Annotated in this window: 17 protein-coding genes; 1 reads left to right on the top strand and 16 read right to left on the bottom strand. The window is 72.4% G+C overall.

Going from position 1 to position 20,916, the window contains the following annotated elements:
• Nucleotides 1-156: 156 nt before the first annotated feature.
• The 12 genes from ACZ52C_RS21985 to ACZ52C_RS21930 all read right to left on the bottom strand — a co-directional run bounded on the left by ACZ52C_RS21985 (nt 157) and on the right by ACZ52C_RS21930 (nt 17,410).
• Nucleotides 157-2,709 (bottom strand): polynucleotide kinase-phosphatase, encoded by a 2,553-nt coding sequence (locus ACZ52C_RS21985; protein WP_469076310.1) that lies wholly within the window; start codon nt 2,707-2,709, stop codon nt 157-159.
• Nucleotides 2,706-4,196 carry a 3' terminal RNA ribose 2'-O-methyltransferase Hen1 gene (locus ACZ52C_RS21980; RefSeq protein ID WP_469076309.1) on the bottom strand — a complete coding sequence of 497 codons (1,491 nt, stop codon included), beginning with the start codon at nt 4,194-4,196 and terminating at the stop codon, nt 2,706-2,708. The genes ACZ52C_RS21985 and ACZ52C_RS21980 overlap by 4 nt, the downstream gene beginning before the upstream one ends.
• A 128-nt stretch (nt 4,197-4,324) precedes the next feature.
• The gene (locus ACZ52C_RS21975; RefSeq protein WP_469076308.1) at nt 4,325-7,192 is read right to left on the bottom strand and encodes an esterase-like activity of phytase family protein; all 2,868 of its coding nucleotides are present in this window, start codon (nt 7,190-7,192) and stop codon (nt 4,325-4,327) included.
• 149 nt (nt 7,193-7,341) lie between these two features.
• Nucleotides 7,342-8,277: an ABC transporter permease gene (locus tag ACZ52C_RS21970; RefSeq protein WP_469076307.1), complete on the bottom strand. Its 936-nt coding sequence runs from the start codon at nt 8,275-8,277 to the stop codon at nt 7,342-7,344.
• Nucleotides 8,274-9,407, bottom strand: coding sequence for an ABC transporter permease (locus tag ACZ52C_RS21965; protein WP_469076306.1), 1,134 nt, complete (start codon nt 9,405-9,407; stop codon nt 8,274-8,276). The genes ACZ52C_RS21970 and ACZ52C_RS21965 overlap by 4 nt, the downstream gene beginning before the upstream one ends.
• Nucleotides 9,404-11,068, bottom strand: coding sequence for an ABC transporter ATP-binding protein (locus ACZ52C_RS21960; RefSeq protein ID WP_469076305.1), 1,665 nt, complete (start codon nt 11,066-11,068; stop codon nt 9,404-9,406). Before ACZ52C_RS21960 ends, ACZ52C_RS21965 begins: the two co-directional genes overlap by 4 nt.
• Nucleotides 11,069-11,097: 29 nt before the next feature.
• Complete coding sequence (locus ACZ52C_RS21955; protein WP_469076304.1) at nt 11,098-12,189, bottom strand: BMP family lipoprotein; 1,092 nt, start codon at nt 12,187-12,189, stop codon at nt 11,098-11,100.
• Between the two features lie 120 nt (nt 12,190-12,309).
• Nucleotides 12,310-13,098: a purine-nucleoside phosphorylase gene (deoD, locus tag ACZ52C_RS21950; protein ID WP_469076303.1), complete on the bottom strand. Its 789-nt coding sequence runs from the start codon at nt 13,096-13,098 to the stop codon at nt 12,310-12,312.
• The gene (locus ACZ52C_RS21945; protein WP_469076302.1) at nt 13,095-13,844 is read right to left on the bottom strand and encodes a glutamine amidotransferase; all 750 of its coding nucleotides are present in this window, start codon (nt 13,842-13,844) and stop codon (nt 13,095-13,097) included. The genes deoD and ACZ52C_RS21945 overlap by 4 nt, the downstream gene beginning before the upstream one ends.
• 86 nt (nt 13,845-13,930) lie before the next feature.
• Complete coding sequence (locus ACZ52C_RS21940) at nt 13,931-14,986, bottom strand: LacI family DNA-binding transcriptional regulator (protein WP_469076301.1); 1,056 nt, start codon at nt 14,984-14,986, stop codon at nt 13,931-13,933.
• A complete protein-coding gene (locus ACZ52C_RS21935; protein WP_469076300.1) occupies nt 14,976-16,349 on the bottom strand; it encodes an amidohydrolase in 1,374 nt (457 codons plus the stop codon). The genes ACZ52C_RS21940 and ACZ52C_RS21935 overlap by 11 nt, the downstream gene beginning before the upstream one ends.
• 137 nt (nt 16,350-16,486) lie before the next feature.
• Nucleotides 16,487-17,410, bottom strand: coding sequence for an LLM class F420-dependent oxidoreductase (locus ACZ52C_RS21930; protein WP_469076299.1), 924 nt, complete (start codon nt 17,408-17,410; stop codon nt 16,487-16,489).
• 238 nt (nt 17,411-17,648) lie between these two features.
• Here ACZ52C_RS21930 and ACZ52C_RS21925 point away from each other — a divergent pair, with 238 nt between their 5' ends.
• On the top strand, nt 17,649-17,816 hold the full coding sequence (locus tag ACZ52C_RS21925; protein ID WP_177261818.1) for a hypothetical protein: 168 nt from the start codon (nt 17,649-17,651) through the stop codon (nt 17,814-17,816).
• A gap of 172 nt (nt 17,817-17,988) precedes the next feature.
• Here ACZ52C_RS21925 and ACZ52C_RS21920 read toward each other — a convergent pair whose 3' ends face one another.
• The 4 genes from ACZ52C_RS21920 to ACZ52C_RS21905 all read right to left on the bottom strand — a co-directional run bounded on the left by ACZ52C_RS21920 (nt 17,989) and on the right by ACZ52C_RS21905 (nt 20,875).
• Nucleotides 17,989-18,465, bottom strand: coding sequence for a DUF6099 family protein (locus ACZ52C_RS21920; protein WP_316725309.1), 477 nt, complete (start codon nt 18,463-18,465; stop codon nt 17,989-17,991).
• A gap of 193 nt (nt 18,466-18,658) precedes the next feature.
• A complete protein-coding gene (locus ACZ52C_RS21915; protein ID WP_469076298.1) occupies nt 18,659-18,976 on the bottom strand; it encodes a nucleotide pyrophosphohydrolase in 318 nt (105 codons plus the stop codon).
• A gap of 163 nt (nt 18,977-19,139) precedes the next feature.
• Nucleotides 19,140-20,315 carry an AAA family ATPase gene (locus tag ACZ52C_RS21910; RefSeq protein ID WP_469076297.1) on the bottom strand — a complete coding sequence of 392 codons (1,176 nt, stop codon included), beginning with the start codon at nt 20,313-20,315 and terminating at the stop codon, nt 19,140-19,142.
• Nucleotides 20,316-20,485: 170 nt separating this feature from the next.
• Complete coding sequence (locus tag ACZ52C_RS21905; protein WP_469076503.1) at nt 20,486-20,875, bottom strand: cell division protein SepF; 390 nt, start codon at nt 20,873-20,875, stop codon at nt 20,486-20,488.
• Nucleotides 20,876-20,916 lie beyond the last annotated feature (41 nt).

Raw genomic sequence — 20,916 nt, 5'->3', positions numbered from 1 at the left:
CGATCGGCTGCGATCGCTGTCCCCCCGAGCACCGCCGGAACCTCTCGAACGCGGAACACGGCCACGCCTGCTCGCGACATTATCAGCCGCAATGTCGCGTCACGGGCACGGGTCCGCCCGCCACGGACGAGGGCTTGTCCGCGGCGGGCGCCGGTCTCACAGCCGGGGGTCGACCGGCTCCGACTCCAGGGCCAGTACCCCGAACACCGCCTCGTGCACCCGCCACAGCGGCTCCCCCTCGGCGAGCCGGTCCAGCGCCTCCAGCCCCAGGGCGTACTCGCGCAGGGCGAGGGACCGCTTGTGGTTGAGGAACCGGCCGCGCAGCCGGGCCAGGTTCTCCGGGCGGGTGTACTCCGGGCCGTAGATGATCCGCAGATACTCCCGGCCCCGGCACTTGATGCCCGGCTGGACCAGCCGCCCCTGGGTGCTGCGTACGACCGCCCCGACGGGCTTGACGACCATGCCCTCGCCGCCCCGGCCCGTCATCTCCAGCCACCAGTCGATGCCCGCGCGTACCGAGGCCTCGTCCCCGGTGTCGACGAAGAGGCGCCGGGTGGTCTGCAGCAGGCCGCTGACGTCGTACTCGACGAGCCGGTCGAGGAGGGCCAACTGCTCGTCGTGCGGGAGCGCGGCGAGGCTGCGGCCCTGGACCGCGAGGATCTGGAAGGGGGCGAGCCGGACGCCGTCCAGGCCCTCGGTGGGCCAGCAGTAGCGCCGGTAGGCCTCGGTGAACGCGGCCGCGTCGGCGGCCCGCTCGCGCTGCCTGCCCAGCAGGTCGCCCACGTCGACACCGCGGGCCGCCGCGCCCTCCAGGGCGGTCAGCGCGCCCGGGAACACCGCGCCGGAGGCGGCGCCGACGGCCGCGTACTGGGTGCGCAGCAGCCCGGACGCCTTCAGCGACCAGGGCATCAGCTCGGCGTCCAGCAGCAGCCAGTCGGTGTCGAGTTCGTCCCACAGACCGGCCGCCGTGACGGCCTCGCGGATCCGGGCGAGGACCAGCTCGGTGCGCGCCTCGTCGTCGAAGAACGGGCGGCCGGTGCGGGTGTAGAGGGAGCCGGTGGGCCCTTGGACGCCGAAGCGGGCGCGGGCCGCGTCCGCGTCACGGCAGACCAGGACGACCGCCCGCGACCCCATGTGCTTCTCCTCGCACACGACCCGCGCGACACCGTCCTCCTTGTACTGGGCGAACGCCTCCGCCGGGTGCTCCAGGTAGCCCTCGACGTGCGAGGTCGCGGTCGGGGCCATGGTCGGCGGCAGGTACGGCAGCAGCCGCGGGTCGACCGCGAAGCGGCTCATGACCTCCAGGGCGGCGGCCGCGTTCTCCTCGCGCACCGACACCCGGCCCGCGTGCCGGGTCTCGACGACCCGGCGGCCGTGCACGTCCGCCAGGTCCAGTGGCCGGCCCTCGTGCCCGCCGGGCGCCTCGGTGGCCAGCGGCCTGGCCGGCTCGTACCAGACCTTCTCGGCCGGTACGTCGACGAGTTCGCGTTCCGGCCAACGCAGCGCGGTGAGTTTGCCGCCGAAGACGGCGCCCGTGTCGAGGCAGATGGTGTTGTTCAGCCAGGTGGCGGTGGGCACCGGGGTGTGGCCGTAGACCACGGCCGCGCGGCCCCGGTAGTCCTCCGCCCACGGGTAGCGCACCGGCAGTCCGAACTCGTCGGTCTCGCCGGTGGTGTCGCCGTACAGCGCGTGGCTGCGGACCCGGCCGGAGGTGCGGCCGTGGTACTTCTCCGGCAGACCGGCGTGACAGACCACCAGCTTCCCGCCGTCGAGGACGTAGTGGCTGACGAGCCCGTCGATGAACCGCCGGACCTCCTGCTTGAACTCCTCGCTCTCGCCCTCCATCTGCGCGATGGTCTCGGCGAGCCCGTGGGTGTGCTGGACGTTGCGGCCCTTGAGGTGACGGCCGTACTTGTTCTCGTGGTTGCCGGGCACGCAGAGCGCGTTGCCGGAGCCGACCATCGACATCACGCGGCGCAGCACGCCCGGGCTGTCCGGGCCCCGGTCGACCAGGTCGCCGACGAAGACGGCCGTACGGCCCTCCGGGTGGACGCCGTCGACGTAGCCCAGCTTGCCGAGCAGCGCCTCCAGTTCGCTCGCGCAGCCGTGGATGTCACCGACGATGTCGAACGGGCCGGTGAGGTGGGTGAGGTCGTTGAAGCGCTTCTCGGTGACGATCGTGGCGCGGTCGACCTCCTCGACGCCGCGCAGGACGTGCACCTTGCGGAAGCCCTCGCGCTCCAGGTGCCGCAGGGAGCGGCGGAGTTCGCGGGTGTGGCGCTGGATGACGCGGCGCGGCATGTCGGCGCGGTCGGTGCGGGCCGCGTTGCGCGCGGCGCACACCTCCTCGGGCACGTCGAGCACGATGGCGATCGGCAGCACGTCGTGCGCGCGGGCCAGTTCGATCAGCTGCCTGCGCGACTCCTGCTGCACGCTGGTCGCGTCGACGACGGTGCGGCGGCCGGCCGCGAGGCGCTTGCCGGCGATGTAGTGGAGCACGTCGAAGGCGTCCTTCGTCGCGCTCTGGTCGTTCTCGTCGTCCGAGACGAGGCCCCGGCAGAAGTCGGACGAGATGATCTCGGTGGGCTTGAAGTGGCGCCGGGCGAAGGTGGACTTGCCCGAGCCGGAGGCGCCGATCAGCACGACGAGGGAGAGGTCGGTGACGGGCAGGGTGCGCCCCTTGCCGGTCTGCTGGGTGGTCTCGCTCATGCCGCCTTCGCCTCCTTCTCGTCGGTCCTGTCGGTGTCGCGCCGCTTGAACACACCCATCTGGGTGGGCGGCCCCACCTCGGGGTCGTCGGGCCCGACGGGGACGAACTCGACGTCGTAGCCGTGCCGTTCGGCGACCGTGGTCGCCCAGGTGCGGAACTCCTCACGGGTCCACTCGAAGCGGTGGTCGCCGTGCCGGGCGTGCCCGGCCGGGAGGGACTCCCAGCGGACGTTGTACTCGACGTTCGGCGTGGTCACGAGGACGGTGCGGGGGCGGGCCAAGCCGAACACCGAGTACTCCAGGGCCGGCAGCCGCGGCAGGTCGAGGTGTTCGATGACCTCCGAGAGCACGGCGGCGTCGTAGCCCTTGAGGCGCTTGTCGGTGTAGGCGAGGGAACTCTGGAGGAGCCGCACGCGGGAGGCCTGGCGCTCGCCCATGCGGTCGAGCTTGAGGCGGCGGGAGGCGACGGTGAGCGCGCGCATCGACACGTCCGTACCGACGATCTCGGTGAAGCGGACGTCCTTGAGCAGCGCCTGCACCAACTGGCCCTGGCCGCAGCCCAGGTCGAGGACGCGGGCGGCCCCGGAGTCCTTCAGCGCGGCGATGATCGCGTCCCGGCGCTGCACGGCCAGCGGAGTCGACTTCTCCGCGGACTCGTCCTCCCCGTCCGCGGGCTCCTCGACGGCGTTGTCGATGTCCTCGACCTCGCTGTCGTCGGCCTCGGCCAGCCGTACGAGTTCCAGGCGCTCCATGGCCTGCCGGGTCAGCGACCAGCGGCGGGACAGATAGCGGCTGGTGATCAGCTGGTGCTCCGGGTGGGCCGGGAGCCAGCCCTCGCCCGCCCGCAGCAGCTTGTCGACCTCGTCGGACGACACCCAGTAGTGCTTGGCGTCGTCGAGGACCGGCAGCAGGACGTAGAGGTGGCGCAGCGCCTCGGCCAGGGTCAGCGACTCCGACTCCAGGACGAGCCGTACGTAGCGCGAGGCGCCCCACTCGGGGAACTGGGTGTCCAGCGGCACCGCCTCGGCGGTGACGGTCCAGCCGAGCGGCGCGAAGAGCTTGACGACGAGGTCGGAGCCGCCGCGGGCGGGCAGCGCCGGTATCTCGACACGCAGCGGGCGGACCTGCGCCGGGAGGTCGGGGCGGGCCTTGCACTGGCCGCGCACGGCGCTGGAGAAGACGTCGTTCAGCGCGACGGCGAGCAGCGAGGAGGCCGCGTACGGGCGGTCGTTGACGTACTGGGCGAGCGCCGCGTCCGGGGCGCCGCCGCGGCCCTTGCCCTTGCCCCGGCGGACCAGTGCCACCGCGTCCACCTCCAGCAGCAGCGCGGCCGTGCACCGCTCGACGTCCGCCTCGGGGTAGAGGACGTGCGCCTTGCCGTAGGAGGTGGAGAACGCCTGCGCCTTGTCGGGATGCTTGTGGAGCAGGAAACCGAGATCGGTCGCGGGGCGCTCTGGGGTGCCGGTGGTACTGATCGTCAGGAACACGGTGGGGTTGCCTCGTCGTGGGTGTCTGTGATGGACGCCCAACGTACAGCGAAGGATCAGGGCGCACTCAGGCATTTTCCCCACGTCGTGGCCGCGGTCGGCCCGCGGCCACGACGTGCGCCCGGACGTCAGGGCAGCTCGGTGACCCGGTCGGTGCCCGGCGGGGCGACGGGGCTCCGCGCGGTGAGGTAGTCGGTGAGGGCGGTGATGTCGTCGCCGCCGCCGACGGTGTGCGTGCCCTCGGCGAAGGTGGTGAAGCCGTCACCGCCCGCCGCGAGGAAGGTGTTGGCGGTCACCCGGTAGGTGGCGCCGGGGTCCAGGGGCCGGCCGTCGAGCTCGATCGACGAGGGGTCGATGCGTTCGCCGACCGGGGCACTGCGGGAGAAGGAGTAGGTCAGGCCCTTGGAGATCCCCAGCATCAGGGTGGGCGCGCGGGTGCCGGAGTCGTCGAACTGTTCCTCCAGGATCCGCTCGATCTGTGCTCCGGTGAGGTCCACCGACACCAGGGACCCGGCGAAGGGCTGTACGGCGAAGGCCTCGGCGTAGGTGATCTCGCCGGGTGCCTCACCGCCCGTGGAGGAGGCGTGGACGAGGTCGGCCCGTACGCCGCCGGGGTTCATCAACGCGATCTGCGCGCCGCCCCGTTCGGGCGCCGAGGTCGCCGCGAGCTGGGCGTCGGCGACGAGGTTCGCGAGGTCCGACTCGGCGTCGCGGGTCTCGGAGCGGGTGATGTCGGCGGTGACGCTGCCGACGACACGGTGGGCGAGGGGGGCCGAGAGGGCCTTCCACTTGTCGATGACGGCGGTCTGGTCGGCGTCCTTGGGGACGGTGCGGGTGACGAGGTGGTTCATGGCGGCGACCCTCTCCCGTACGACGTCGCCGGTGCGGCGGTCCACGGGGAGCCGTGTCTCGGTGACGACCCGGCCGAAGGAGGAGGCCGAGGTGACCGTGCGGGGGTGACCGGCCGGGTCGGGCAGGGTGCAGACGTAGGGCTGGTGGGTGTGGCCGGTGACGACGGCGTCGATGGCCGGGTCCAGGCGCTCGGCGATGTCGACGATCGGACCGGAGATGCCGTCGCACTGTCCGTACGAGCCGGCCTGGACACCGCCCTCGTGGAGCAGGACCACGATCGCCTCGACGCCCTGGCGGCGCAGCGCGCGGGCGGCGGCGTCGGCGGTCTCGACCTCGTCGGCGAAGCGCACGGAGGTGATGCCGGACTGTCCGGTGACCGCGGGTGTGCCCTCCAGGGTCATGCCGATGAAGCCCACCTTGACGCCGTCGACCTTCTTGACCCAGGTGGGCGCGAGGAGCGGCTCGCCGGTGGTGCGGTCCAGGACGTTGGCCGCGAGCCAGGGGAAGGCGGAGCCGTCGTAGGGCTCGCCGTCGAGGTAGCAGCCGTCCTCGGGGTGACAGCCGCCGTGCTGGATGCGCAGCAGTTCCCCGGTGCCCTCGTCGAACTCGTGGTTGCCGACACCGGTGACGTCCAGGCGCAGTTTCTCCATGGCCTCGACGGTCGGTTCGTCGTGGAAGAGGCCGGAGAGGAAGGGGCTGGCGCCGATGATGTCGCCGGCGGCGACGGTCAGGGAGGCATCGGTGCCCTGTCGGAGCTGTGCGAGCCGGGTCGCCAGGTACTCGGAGCCGCCGACCGGGGTGGCCTTCGCGTCCAGCTTCGAGCCGAGGGTGGCGTCGCGGCCCGTGGGCGGCTCCAGGTTGCCGTGGAAGTCGTTGAAGGAGAGCAGTTGGACGTCGACGGTGTCCGGCCGCTTCGGGACGGCGGGGACGCCGGTCAGGGCGCCGGGGCGGACCGACAGCAGATGGAACTTGGTGACGCTGCCGTTGAAGCCGAAGTTGTCGTCGGCGACGAGGACGAGGGTGCGGGAGCCGTCGGGGAGGGTCGGGCCCCAGGTGATGCCCTCGACGTTGTCGGCGTCCGTGCCGGAGAGGGTGAAGTCGTAGAGCAGCTTCTTCGGCATGGGCCGCTCCGTGCCGGACAGCTTCGGCTCGCCGCGTACGTCCGTCGCGCCGCGGGTGGTCGTCCAGTACAGGCGGATCGCGAAGCCCACCCCGGAGGCGAAGGAGCGTTCGACGGTGAGGTAGTCGGTGCTGTTGATCGCGAGGATCTCGGAGACACCCCGGTCGGCCGAGTACGTGCCCACGGGGGCCGGCAGCGGGGCCGTGGGCGCGGCGGAGATCGGGTCGACCTCGTAGACGTGCTCGGCCTCGGGCCTGCCGGTGCGGCGGTCCATGACCAGCAGGCGGGAGGGGCTCTTCGCGGTCAGTCCGGCCGCGGGGCCGTCCTGGACGAGCGCGTTCTCGGTGATCGTGACGGCCTCCCGGCCGTCCGGGGAGAGGGTCAGCCCTTCCAGGGCCTGGTTGTTACGGACACCGGCGGTGAGGGTGCCCGACTCCGAGCGGACGGGGGCGTACGCCTTCGGCAGCGGCAGTTCGCGGACGTACGCGCCGGCCGTGGACGTCTCGCGGACGAACGCCGGCTGCCCGGAGGCGGAGGCGCCCTCGCTGGTCCACAGCAGGCCCTTGCCGCCGGGGTTCCAGCGGATCGCCTCCGGGTCGACGGCCTTGGCGGCGAAGGGTGCGCCGGTGGTGTCGTCGAGGACCGTCAGGGCATCGAGGGCGGGCTTGTCCTCGGCGAACTTCCTTCCGTCGAGCGGGAGTCGGAGCGTGTAGAAGCGTGCCTTGCCGTTCTCCGAGCGGTCGTCGCTGAGGGCGGCGTACGTGTGGGACCTCGGGTCGTAGTCGATGCCGGACAGCCCTCCGAAGGGCATGCCGAGTTCGGTGGTTCCGGCGGGGACGGTGAGGGTGTCGAGGAGGGTGATGCCGTTCTGGGTCTTCGTGGGGATGCCGTCCGCTTCGGGGGTGGCTTCGGCGGCGAGACCGTTGGTGAGGGCCAGGCCGCCGAGGAGGGCGGAGGTGGTGAGGGCGGCGAGGGCGGCGCGTCTGCGTCTGTGCCTGCCGACGAGCCGTCTGTGTCCGGGCATGGGTGTTCCTTCCGGGGAGGGTGGGGTCCGATGTGTTGCGTCGCGGGGTGCGGGTCCGGTGGGGGCTGGTCGCGCAGTTCGCCGCGCCCCTGGAAAGCAGGGGCGGCGCCCCGTGCTTTCCAGGCCCGCCCCGCCCGGAAGCGGGCCGGTCAGAGAGACGCCGGGGCCACCTGCCCCGCGCCCCGGCGCTTCCTTCGCCACGCGTAGAGCGCCAGCGCGACCAGGGTCATGGCGTACGGGATGGTCGACACCAGTTGCGGGGGGACGTCGAGGGTGCCGAGCTGGACCGCCAGGGCCTCGGCCGCGCCGAAGCCGAGGGCGGCCAGGAAGACGCCCCAGGGCCGCAGGCCGCCGAGGAAGACCGCGGCGAGGGCGATGAAGCCGCGGCCGGCGGTCATGTCCCGGACGAAGAAGGAGACGTATCCCATGCTGAGGAACACCCCGGCGAGGCCGGCGAGCGCGCCGCTGAGGGCGAGGCCGGCGTACTGCACGCGCCGTACCGCGATGCCGACGGAGGCGGCGGCGTCCGGCATCTCGCCGACCGCGCGGAGGTGGAAGCCGAAGCGGGTGCGGTAGAAGAGCCAGGCGACGAAGGGCGCCGAGAGGAAGGCCAGCCAGGTGAGCATGTTCTGGCCGCTCAGTACGTCCCCCAGCACTGGGATGTCCTCGATGCCGGGCAGGGTGACCGTGGGCAGGGTTCCGCTCTTCAGGCCCGACGTGCCGCCCTTGTCGCCGAGGAGGGTGAAGACGGCGTAGGCGGTGCCGCCGGACGCGAGCAGGTTGAGGCCGATGCCGGCGATGATCGCGTCGGCGCCCAGTTCCAGCCTGAGCGCGGCGAGGAGGAGGCCGAGCAGGACGGCCACCGCCACCCCGGCGAGGGCGCCGGCCGCGACCGATCCGCTGTAGCCGGCGACCAGCGCGCCCGTGCAGGCGGCGCTCAGCATCTGGCCCTCCAGGGCGATGTTGCTGATGCCGGCGCGTTCGGCGACGAGTCCGCCCATGGCGGCGAGGAGATACGGGGTGGCCACGCGCAGCACGGCGGCGAGGAAGGCGCTGCTGAGGACGACGTCGACGACGGAACTCATCGGGTGGCCCCCTCACCCTGCGGGGCGGTCGCCGGTCGGCGTGCGAGACGGCGTTTGAGGAGGTCCGGGAGGGCCTGGGCGGTGACCAGGAGGACGATGACCGCCTGGATCACGACGACGATCTCCGTGCCGACGTCCGTCTGCTGTTCCATGATGTCTCCCCCGGCACGCAGGTAGGAGTAGAAGAGGCCGGCGACCACGACGACCAGCGGGTTGTTCCGGGCGAGCAGCGCCACCACGATGCCCTCGAAGGCGAGGCTGCCGGCGAGCCCGGGTTCGAGGCGCCCGTACACGCCCTGCACGAGATGGGCTCCGGCGAGACCCGCGACGGCCCCGCCGATCACGAAGCTCCACTCGATGGCCCGGGGCACCCGGATACCGCCGTACTCGGCGAAGTGCGGATTGGACCCGGTCATCCGGATGCGGTAGCCGAGCGGGGTGCGGGAGATGAGCAGCCACAGGGCGACGGCGGCGAGCAGCATCAGCAGGAAGCCGACGTTGGCGCGGCCGAAGGGGATGCCCAGCCATTCGGTGAGCGGGGTGAGCGCGGAGTCCGGCTGGATGCGCTCCGAGTGGACGGCACTGCTGCCGGGCTCCTTCAACGGGCCGTTCACCAGGTAGTCGTAGACGCGGACGACGATGGCGTTGAGCATCAGCGTCGCGACGATCTCGTTGGCGCCGAGCCGTGCCTTCATCGAGCCGGGTACGAAGCCCATGCCGGCCCCGGCCGCCGCGGCGGCGACCAGCGGGACGATCACGGCGGCGACGGGTGGCAGCGGCAGGAAGATCGCGACCGTGGCCGCCGCCAACGCGCCCGCGTACAGCTGGCTCTCGGCGCCCAGACTGATCTGGCGGGCCCGGAAGGGGATGGCCACCGACAGGCCGAGCAGGATGAGCGTGGTGGCGTCCTCTAGCCAGCGGCCGACCCGGAAGGAGCGCTCCAACGGGCCGGTGAGCAGGGCCTCGTAGGCGGCGACCGGGTCCTTGCCGGTGGCGAGCATCACGAGGAAGCCGATGACGAGGGCGGCCAGGATGGTCGCCAGGGTCATGCTGAGGTCGACGACGAGGCCGCGGCGCCGGGTGGCCCGGTACTCCCTGCGGTCCTCGCTCTCGATGAGGGTGCCGGTCATGAGGAGGCCGCCTTCCCGGAGCGGCCGGAGCCGGAGTCGTCGGAGCCGGAGTCGTCGGAGCCGGAGTCTGAGTGGGAATCGCCTGGGCCGGAGTCATCGGTCAGCCCGGCTCTCAGCCGTTCCGGCGCGTGCTGTTCGACGCCGAGCATGTAGAGGCCGACCTGCTTCTCCGTGAGGCCCGTCGTGTCGTCGAAGCGGCCGACGAGCCGGCCGTCCTTGAGGACGAGCAACCGGTCGGAGAGGGCGAGGAGTTCGGTGAGGTCGGCGGAGACGAGCAGGATCGCGGCGCCCTCGTCGCGGGCGGCGACGAGCCGTTCGTACATGAAGCGCATGGCGCCGATGTCCACACCCCGGGTGACCTGAGCCGCGATCAACAGCAGTGGTCCGGCGGAGAGTTCACGGGCGACGACGACCTTCTGCATGTTGCCGCCGGACAGGGCGCGCACCGGGACGGACGGGTCGGGGGTGCGGATCGCGTAGTCCGCGACGAGTCGTTCGGCGTGGGCGCGCACCGCGGCCGGGCTGAGGACGCCCCGGCGGGCGAGGGGCGGGCGGTCGTGCCGGTCGACGACGAGGTTGTCGGCGATGGACTCGTCCAGCGCGGCCCCGTCGTGGAGGCGGTCCTCGGGGACGTAGCCGATGCCGGCCCGGCGGTGTCCCGCGACGTCCAGCCCGGCGGTGTCGGTGTCGCCGACCCGTACGGTGCCCGTGCCCGGCCGCCGCAACCCGGCGAGGATCTCGGCGAGTTCGGTCTGCCCGTTGCCCTCGATCCCGGCCACGCCGACGATCTCGCCGGCGGCGACGTCGAAGTCGAGGCCGTGCAGGGACTGCCCGGTCGGGGCGGCGTAGCCCAGGTCCCGCACCCGCAGGGTGGTCCCGGCGCGCCGGGCCGGGGCCCGGTCCACGTCGAGGGACATCTCGCGGCCCACCATCATCGCGGCGAGGTCGCGTTCGGAGGTGTCGGCGGTGGCGACGGTCCCGACGAGGGCGCCAGCCCGCATCACGCTCACCCGGTCGCTGATCTCCCGCACCTCGCGCAGCTTGTGGGAGATGAACAGCACCGTCATCCCGCCGTCGCGCAGGCGGCGTACGGCGGCGAAGAGATCCTCCGCCTCCTGCGGGGTGAGGACGGCGGTCGGCTCGTCCAGGATCAGGATCCGGGCGCGGCGGTGCAGGGCCTTGAGGATCTCGGCGCGCTGGCGCATGCCGACCGAGACCTCGTCGATGCGAGCCAGCGGGTCGACGGCGAGGCCGGCCTCCTCGGCCAGCCGGGCGGTCGCCTCGACCGCCGCACCGGCGTCGACCAGGCCCCGCCGGCCGGGTTCGACGCCGAGGACGACGTTCTGGGCGACCGTGAAGGACGGCACCAGCATCAGGTTCTGGTGGACCATGCCCACGCCGAGCGCGATCGCGGCCGCCGGGCCGCGCAGCACGCGGGGCCGGCCGCCGATCAGGATCTCGCCGGACGTGGGCTGCTCCAGACCGTAGAACAGCTTCATCAGCGTGGACTTGCCCGCGCCGTTCTCGCCGACGACCGCGCGGATCTCACCGACCGGTACGTCGAGGGCGACGCCCCGGACCGCGCGTACGCCGTTGGCGTAGGTCTTGGTGACCTCGCGGGTGGCGACGGCGGGCCCGGCCGGGTCCCATGACTCGTTCATCTCAAGGCCGTTCGGGGTGGGGTCGGGGGTCAGAAGGCGCTGGGGACCGTGAGGGAACCGGACTTCACACGGTCGGCCGCCTCCTGGAGCTCGGTGCGGATGCTCTCCGGCACGATCTCCTGGAAGTGGGCGTCGTCGACGTATCCGACCGCGTCCTCGGCGAGTCCGACGCTCTCCACGGCGCCGTACTTCACGGCGTCCTTCTTGTCGTCCTCGGCGGCCTGGTAGAGGGCGTTGCCGACGTTCTTCAGGATCGAGGTGACGACGGTGTTCTGCTGGGCGTTGTCGGTGAGGGTCTGGTACTGGTCGGAGTCGACGCCGAAGGTGTAGCGGCCGGCGCTCGCGGCCGACTCGAACGTGCCGAGTCCGGAGAGCCCCGCGACCGGCCAGACGAGGGCGGCGCCCTGTCCGTACATCGCGGTGGAGATCTCCTTGCCCTTCGCGGGGTCGCCGAAGGGCTTGTCGCCGCCGACGTACTGGGTGAGGACGTCGGAGTTCTTCCCGCCGGCCGCCTTGAATCCGGCCTTGAATCCGACGATGAAGTCCTCGATGACGGGAATCTTCACACCGCCGACGACTCCGACCTTGTTCAGGGATTCGGCGCCCTTGAGGGCTTTCTCGGCGACGAGCTTCTCGGCGAGGAATCCGGCGAGATATCCGCCCTCGTTCTGCTTGAAGGTCACCGAGTAGACGTTCTCACACTTGTTGGAACAGCCGTTCTTTCCGGTGTAGTCGACCGCGGAGTCGAACACCCAGAACTTCTTGTCGGGGTACTGCGGGGCGAGTTCACCGATGTAGTCGGTGACGTCGAAGGTGCCGGCCGCGAGAATGTCGTAGTCGTCGGCCGCCGCCGCGTCCTCGAATCCCGGCTCCCACTTGGTGCGGTCCGAACCGAGCTCCACCACCTTCAGCTCGTAGCCGAGCTTGCTCTCGGCCCGCTTCAGGCCCTCGTACGCGGAGTCGAAGAAGGACTTGTCGCCGAGCCCGCCGTTGACCACCAATTTGATCCGGGTCTTTCCGGAGGAGTCCGCACCCGAATCGTCGGAGCCCGATCCTCCGCACGCGCTCAGCACAAGCATTCCCGCCACCGCGACGGCGGCTCCCGGTCCGTACGTTCTCATCGCCTTCGACCTCCTGATCATTTTCCCTGCTTTCCCTGTCCTCGCTGACAGCGACAGTAAGAAGTGCAAAACGTTTTGGCTACGCCGAACGGTTTCTGTTTGATTTCTTCCGTGGGAATTTCAGCCGTCGGCCGACAGCGCGGCCGCGGCGACGCGGACGGCCCGGTCGAACCCGGTCTCCCTGTCCGCCGCGGACAGGGCCTCACCGGTGCGGACGTGGTCCGACACGGTCAGGACGGCGAGCGCCTCGGCGCCCTCCGCCGCGGCCACGGCGTACAGCCCGGCCGCCTCCATCTCGACGGCGAGGGTGCCCCGGCGTTCGAGGGCGTCGAGGACGGCGGGCCGGTCGAGGTAGAAGTGGTCGCTGGAGAACACCGGCCCGATGTGCACGACCGGGCGCCGAGAGCCGCACGGTGCGCCCGGTCCCTCCGCCTCGGAGGAGTCCGCGGCGTCGACGGCCGCGCGCAACGGCCGGTAGGACGCGGCGAGGGACAGGGTCACCCCGTCCACCAGGAGTCGGCTGACGCTGGAGTCGGTGTGCGCGGCGGAGGCGATGACGACGTCCCGGAGGGCGACCGAGACGGGCAGCGCGCCCGCCGTGCCGACGCGGACGATCCGACGGACCCCGTAGTGCCGGAACAGCTCCGTCGCGTAGATCGACACCGACGGGATGCCCATGCCGGAGGCGAGCACCGACATCGGCACGCCCCGGTACGTGCCGGTGTACCCGAGGATGCCGCGCACCTCGGTGACCAGCCGCGCGTCCGCCAGCACCGTCTCGGCGATCCGCCGGGCCCGCCGCGGGTCCCCGGGCATCAGCACGAGCGGCGCGAAGTCGCCGGGGGCGGCGGAGATGTGGGGCGTGCCGGCGGACACGGGAGCACCGGCGGCGGCCTCGGCGGCCGTCACAGCTCCTCCCCCGCGAGCCAGCGGACGAGGCGGTCCCACAGGTCGGGGTAGCCGTCCCACTCCAGGAACGGGGGCGGGGCCCAGTGCGGCGCGACGTCGGAGGTGAAGGCGGCCGAGCGGCCGGTGCCGTGGGCGCCGACGGCCAGCAGCGGATGCCCGGCGCACTCGGCGAGCAGCGCGGCGTCCGCTCGTACGGCGACCTCGTTGAGGCCGAGGAGCGCGGGCCAGGTCCGGTCGAGTCCGGCGAGGACCGGGTGGGGGCCCACCACCTCGGGGGCGGCGCCGGCCGGCAGTTCCACCCGGTCGTCGCGGTCGAGCATCGCCACCGGCAGGGCGGCCGCCAGCGGCGTACGCCCCCAGCGCGCGCGGGCGTCGATACCGCTGAACGTCAGATAGCCGCCGATCATCAGCACGCCTCCGCCCCGCTCGACGAAGTCCCGCACCAGCTCGGTGCGGTCGGGCGCGGGCTCGGACCGGTTGAAGGTCTCCGGCGGCAGCTGGAAGCTGTTCGCGCCGACATCGCTGATGACCACGACGTCGAACGCGTCGAGGCCCTCGGGGGTGTCCGGGACCCGCGTCGGTATCTCGTGCGCGGGCACGTACGTGACCTCGTGGCCGCGTGAGCGCAGCGCGTCGAGGAAGACGCCGCCGCCCTCGGTGTACTCGGCGGTGTGGAAGGCGTCGAAGCCCTTCTGATGGACCGTGTACGTGAACCAGGACTCGCCGACGACGAGGACTCGGGGCATGGGCGAACCGCCTTTCTCTCAGGGGGGTTTCGGGGCACGGGGACATGGCCGCGTGGCGCGGCGGCGGTACTGACGAGGGGCGTGGTTCAGCGCGCGGGGGGCGGCGCCGTGCTCCCCCGTACCTTCAGCTCGACGGGGAGGGTGTGCCGGGACGCGGGCGGGACCTCGCCCCGGGAGACGTACTGGAGGAGTTGCGCGGTGGCGGTGCGCCCGACGTCGTAGGCGGGCTGGTGGACGGTGGTCAGCGACGGGTTGACCAGCGAGGCGGCCCGGATGTCGTCGAAGCCGACGACGGAGAGGTCCTCCGGAACGGACAGCCCGGCCTCCCGCAGCGCGGCGAGCGCGCCGAACGCCATCAGGTCGTTGGCCGCGAACACGGCGGTGCGGTCCGCGAGTCCGCCGTCGTCGAGCAGTTCGGCGACCAGGCGGTATCCGGACTCCTCCTTGAAGTCGCCCGTCCGCTCGACGACGTCGCCGTGGAAGGCCTGGCGGAAGCCGTGCGCGCGGGCCGCCCCGCTGCGCAGGTCGCGGGGGCCGGTCAGCATCAGGGCCCGGCGGTGGCCGAGGGCCCGCAGGTGCTCGCCGACCAGCCGCCCGCCCGCCTCGTGGTCGGCGCTGGCGATGAGCGCCCCGCTCAGGCCCTCGACCTCCTCGTCGGCGAGCGCGATCGGGAACTTGCCCATCAGCGCCTCCAGCCGCCTCCGCGACGGGGGCGATCCGGAGGCGTACACCATGCCGTCGATGAACCGGCTGCGGATCATGCCGAGATAGCGGTCCTCGCGGTCGGCGTCGAACTCGGTGTTGCACAGGATCAGCCCGTACCCGAGGTCGTGGGCGGCGTCCTCGGCACCCTTGGCCAGCTCGGCGAAGAAGGTGTTGCTGATGTCCGGGATCAGCAGGCCGATCACGGAGGTGGCGCCGGCCTGGAGGCTGCGGGCCAGCGAGGCGGGCACGTACCCCAGCCGGTTGACGACGCTCCGCACCCGGGCGGCGGTCTGTTCGTTGACGGGCCGGTTGCCGCTCAGCACGTGCGAGACGGTGGTGGGGCTGACCCCGGCCGCCGCGGCCACGTCCTTGATGGAGGCGGCCCGGCGCACGGCGGAGCGGTCGTGGGCGGTGTCACGGGTCAGGTCACGGGTCATAGTGCTGCACCGCTCTCCCGTGGGAGGTGTCGAGGATCCGGGCCACGCGTGCGTCGACGTCGGCGAGCAGCGCGGGCTCGTCGACGGTGAGGAGCCGCCCGTCGCGCATCAGGACCCGCCCGTCGACGACCACCGTGCGCACGTCGGCGGCGCGGGCGCTGTAGACGAGGGCGGCCCGCGGGTCGTGCAGCGGACGGCAGTGCGGGCCGGACAGATCGGTGAGGACGATGTCGGCGCGCATGCCCGGTTCCAGCGCACCGATCCGGTCCTGGAGCCCCAGGGCCCGGGCCCCGCCCCGCAGGGCCGTGCGCAGGGTGTCGGACACCGTCATCCACGTCGCGTCCCGCACCGCCTGCTTCTGCGTGAGCGCGACCAGCCGCAGCGCCTCCCAGACGTCCAGGGTGTTGTGCCCGGCGGCCCCGTCCGTGCCGACGGCGACCGTGATCCCGGCGCCGAGCAGGTCGCGGACCGGCGTCAGCGGGGACAGCGCGTGCTTGAGATACACCTTGGGGCAGCAGGCCACGGCGGTCCGGTCCGCGTACTCGGCGAGCAGTGGCAGGTCCCGCTCGACGATCCCGCAGCCGTGCGCGATGAGGGCACCCGCGTCGAGGACACCGGTGTCGTGCAGCACCCGGATCGGGGTGATCCCCCGCCGCTCCAGGCTGGACCGCGTCTGCTCCAGGTGCTCGGCGGCGTGGATGTGCATCCGCAGCCCGAGCCGCCGGGCGTGGTCGGCCAGGGTCCGCAGATCCCGGTCCTCGACGGTGTACGGGGCGTGCGGCCCGAGCGAGACGGTCACCCGGCCGTCGGCCCCGCCGTGCCAGCTCTCGGCGAAGGCGACGCCGGCCTCCAGCGCCGCCGCGCCACCGCTGCTGAAGTAGGTGGGCGCGATGTCGGCGCGCAGCCCCGTCGCGGCCACCGCCTCGGCGATCCGGTCGGGGAAGAAGTAGTGGTCGGCGAAGGTGGTGACGCCCGACCGGATCATCTCCGCGCAGGCCAGCAGCGCGCCGGCCCGTACGTCCTCGGCGGTCAGGTTGGACTCCATGGGCCAGACGCGGTCGTTGAACCACCCCTCGACCGTGACGTCCTCGGCCGCGCCCCGCATCAGCACCATCGGGCTGTGCGTGTGCGCGTTCACCAGTCCGGGCAGGGCCAGCAGCCCCCGCCCGTCGACGACCTCCGTGCCCGGCTCCGCGGGCCGCTCCGGGCCCGTCGGCCGTACGTCCACGATGACGCCGTCGGCCACCACGATGTCCCGCCCGGGCAGGACGTCGCACTCGCCCTCCACCGGGACGCGCAGCACGTCACAGCCGCGTACCAGGAGGCGGTGGCGGGTGACGGAAGGGGACGTGTCGTCTCTCATGCGGCACAAGCTAGATATCCAAAACGTTTTGCACAACAACGAGACTCTTCGGATATCGCGACGTCCCAGGATGCGGGCCGGGACGGTGATCGCCGTGGACGACCGCCTCCCGCGCCCGGCGCGGGAGGCGTCACACGTCAGGACAGCTGGGACTGCACCTGGGCGGAGATCAGCTCCAGGTGGTCCAGGTCGTCGAGGTCGAGGACCTGGAGGTAGACGCGCTGGGAGCCGATGGCCCGGTAGCGGCCGAGCTTGTCGACGACCTCGGCCGGGGAGCCGGCGAGGCCGTTGGCCTTGAGCTCGTCGACCTCACGGCCGATCGCGGCGGCGCGCCGGGCGACCTCGGCGTCGTCCTTGCCCACGCAGACGACCAGGGCGTTCGAGTACACGAGGTCGTCGCCCTTGCGGCCGGCCTCCTCGGCGGCCGCACGGACCCGGCCGAACTGGCGCTCGCTGTCCTCGATCGACGCGAACGGCATGTTGAACTCGTCGGCGTACCGCGCGGCGAGCCGCGGGGTGCGGACCGCGCCGTGGCCGCCGATGAGGACCGGCACCTTGGCCTGCGCGGGCTTGGGCAGCGCGGGCGAGTCGGTCAGCTGGTAGTGGGTGCCCTCGAAGGAGAACGTCTTGCCGACCTCGGTGGCCCACAGGCCGGTGACGATGGCCAGCTGCTCCTCCAGTCGTCCGAACTTCTCCTTGGGGAACGGGATGCCGTACGCCTTGTGCTCCTCCTCGAACCAGCCCGCGCCCAGGCCGAGTTCGACGCGGCCGCCGGACATCTGGTCGATCTGCGCGACCTGGATGGCGAGCACACCCGGCAGGCGGAAGGTTCCTGCAGTCATCAGGGTGCCGAGGCGGATGCGCTTGGTCTCGCGGGCGAGTCCGGCCAGGGTGATCCAGGCGTCGGTGGGGCCCGGCAGGCCGTCCGACGAACCCATGCGCAGATAGTGGTCGGAGCGGAAGAACGCGTCGAAGCCGAGGTCCTCGGTCGCCTTGGCGACGGCGAGGAGGGTGTCGTAGGTCGCCCCCTGCTGGGGCTCGGTGAAGATGCGAAGATCCATGCCTCCATCCTGCACGCTCGACCCCCGGTCAACGGCACCGGTTCCACCGGTGCCTTGGGGCCACGGTCGGGTGAAAATCCGTCAACCCGGCGCCCGGCACGGACGGGGTCAGTGACCGGCCGGAACGGTGATCGTTGCTCGGGAGGAGCCGGACCGCCCGGCACCCGTCGCCGGCGTCCGCTGCCGGCGCGAGCGCACCACGTGCCCCCTCGGGGGCGAGGGCCGAGGAGGCCGTCACATGTCCCAGGAAGCCGTGCCGGAGCAGGCTGCCGTGCCTGCGCAGCCGAAGGGTCTGCTCCAGCAGATGGAGGAGCTGATGGCTGCCCTGAACGCGGACCTGTCCCAGCTCGACGCGGAGTTCTCCGCGCCGCGTGCCGCCGCCGCGGAGGAGAGCGAACCCGCCTGAGCCAGGGCTCTCCGAGCCACGAACCCCGACGCCCGGCCGTGCCTTCCCGGCCGGGCGTTCGCCGTGTTCGGGGGCTGCGCCCCTCGAAGAACTCGAAGAACAGGGGGCACCCCGTCCTTCAGGCCCGCCGGAAACCTCGTGCGCAGCCACGAACCACTCGCCCCCGGACGGCTCAGCCCGCCGCCGCGTCTCTCTCCGAGAGGACCTGGTCTCTCACCGCCAGGCGCCGCAGCATTTCCAGCACCCGGTCCCGCGCCTCGTCCGCCGCGTCGATCGCCTCCATGCACTGCCAGTACGTCGCCTCGTCGTCCGCCCCGCTCGCCAGGCCCACGAGCGCGATACCGACCTCGCCCAGCAGACCTCCGAGCCGCAGCAGCGACTCGTGGGCGTCGCCCAACTCGGTGAGCTGGGCGGCGCGTAAATCGCCCACGCCGAGCGGCGGGGCGCCGAGTATGCCGCAGCCGCTGCCGGCCAGCTCGGTCAACCCCAGTGCCTCACCGCGCAGTTCGGGAGGTCCCGAGACCGCGAGGCGGCTCCCGATCGCCTGGGCGAGGGCATAGGACTGCCACGCCTCCGCCATGATCTGAGGTCCCTCGACGCTGCCCGCCAGAGCACGCCCACTCGCGAAGATGAGCCGCACCGCATCCATGCGCTGCCCCCGACTTTCCCCGACGCGCTCTCACACGTCCGCCCGAACTCCTGCCTGTTCATTACCCACAGTGAGGGCGGCTGAGACAGAAAGCCAGAGGAAGCCCGAAATCTGTGGATAACAAGTCGGCTGTGGACAACTTTTCAACTCCGGAGAGTGACAACCGGACGGAGAGGCTCAGCGTCGAGCCGCCTCAGGGGCGCCCCGGCGCCGGAAATCTCCGTTCGTTGCGGTCGATCTTCGCATCCAGGGCTGACAACGGATCGATCCCCAGCACCTCGCAGAGCTGGAGCAGATAGGCGAGGACGTCGGCCACCTCGTCCGTGACCCGGTGGGCGGTCTCCGGGTCCGCCATCACACGCGCCGACTCCTCCGGCGTCAACCACTGGAAGATCTCGACCAGTTCGGACGCCTCGACGCTCAGCGCCGAGACCAGGTTCTTGGGGGTGTGGTACGGCTGCCAGTCACGGGCGGCGGCGAACTCGGCGAGCCGCCGCTGCAGCGCCGCCACGTCCGGCTTCCGCTCGGGGCCAGGGCCGCGTTCCGGCTCGGGGCCAGGGCCGTGCCCCGGCTCGGCTTCGGGGCCGTGCCCCGGCCCGGTTTCTGGACCTTGCCCCGTCTCGGTCTCAGGACTTCGCCCCGTCTCGGTCTCAGGACTTTGCCCCGGCTCGGTCTCAGGATCTCTCACGGTTCAGGTCTACCACCGTCACCCCCGCCACTCCGGCGGCCCAGGAGGCGTCGCTCACCGCGCCGACGAGCCGGATGTGCCCGCGCTCGCACATCCGGGCCGCCAGCCGCACCAACTCCCCCGTCTGCCGGGGGTCCAGGGCCCGGTCGAAGCCGTCGGCGAGGACGGTCAGCGTCTGGAGAGCCGCCGGCACCTCCGCGGCCTGGTCGACCTCCAGCACGCCGGGGCCGGTGAACAGCACGAGCGCCAGCGCGAGGTACCGCAACTCGCCGTCCCCCAGCAGACCCAGGGCCGTCCGCACACCGTCCCCCCGGTCCAGCACCGCCCGTACCGCGCCGCCCCGCAGGGGCTCGGCGAGCAGATCGAGGACCGGTCCCACGCAGCCGTCGCGCACGGCACCGACGAGCAGCGCGTGCCGCCGCCCGCACTCCGTCCGTGTGCGCCACAGCACGTCGGCGAGGTTGTCGCAGCCCCGCAGGAGCCGGCCGGAGCCGAGCGGCACGGCGGCGCGCATCCGGCCGGGGCTCGGATCACAGGCGTAGACCGAGCGGAGGGCCACCACCATCTGCTCGGCGGCGGCGAGGACCCGGCGCTGCCCGTCCGTCTTGCCGGCGACGCGGAGCGGGAGCAGCGCGGTGCCGAGGCGGTCGTCGGGCAGGGGGCCGCGGGTGACCGGTGAGGTGCCGGCCGTGTGCCAGGCGGCCTGGACCACGGGGCGGCTCGGGTCGACGAGCGCCGTCTCCAGCAGGGTGAGCCCGCCGCACGTCAACCGCTCGCCCACCACGCGGAGTTCGGGCTCGGCCTGGACGGCGACGTCGAGGTGCACGGGCCCTTCGGGGCCGTCGGCCGTGCAGCCGATGCGAAAGCCCCGGCGCCGTTGGGCGTCGGGGCGGGCCCGCTCGGGGACACAGCCCCGCGGGTCGGGGAAGGCCTCGGCGAGGCGGGCGCCGCCACCGAGCCCGGCCAGCGCCTCGTACGCCCTGAGCGCGGTCGTCTTGCCGCTGCCGCTGCGCCCCGCGAGGAGGGTCAGCGGCCCGAGCGGGAGGAAGGTGTTGCGGTGCCCGGCGAAGGCGGAGAGCCGGAGTTCGGTGACGCTCGGCCGCTCCGGACGCGCCCCGGTGTCCACGCCGGGCACCACCGAAGAAAGGGATGACACGGTCATATGCGGACACTAGGGGCCCGCCCGACAGGCAAACCGTTCCGCCGAGTGGATCTTCCTACGATCGAGGGAGCGCCCCGCCCGGGAGGAGGGCGCCCCACCCTGGACGAGAGCGCCCGCCCGCCTGGAAGCGCCCCGCACCCCGAGGCGCGGCAACCCCGGGGCGCCGCGCCTCACGCGCCGGGAACCCCGACGCCCTCCATCAGCCCCCGCACCTCGGTGCCCGGCGGCGTGAGAAGGAACACGTTCCGGTCGACCCGGTGCATTCCGGAAGCCAGACCGAAGACGACACCCGTACTGAAATCGAGCACCCGCTTGGCGGTGTCGCTCTCCGCCCCCGACAGGTCCAAGAGCACCGGAACGCCCGCCATCAGCGTCTCAGCCACCTCGCGGGCGTCCGCGAAGACGTTGACGCGCAGCACCACGAAGCGGCGCCGGGCCTCCGTCTCGGCTTCCGGTATGGTCCGATGGCCGACCGCGGACGGCCAGGCGTCCCGGCCCCGCAGCGGCACGACCTGGGCGAGCCCCTCCCACTGTTCGTCGGTGACGTCGTGGCTGTTCACCCTGTTCACCGGCCTTCCCCCTGGCTCGCACTGAATGACTG

Source organism: Streptomyces sp. NPDC034049 (assembly GCF_055575575.1).
Note: the sequence above shows the minus strand (reverse complement) of the source record. Positions and strands in the feature narration are given on the sequence as shown.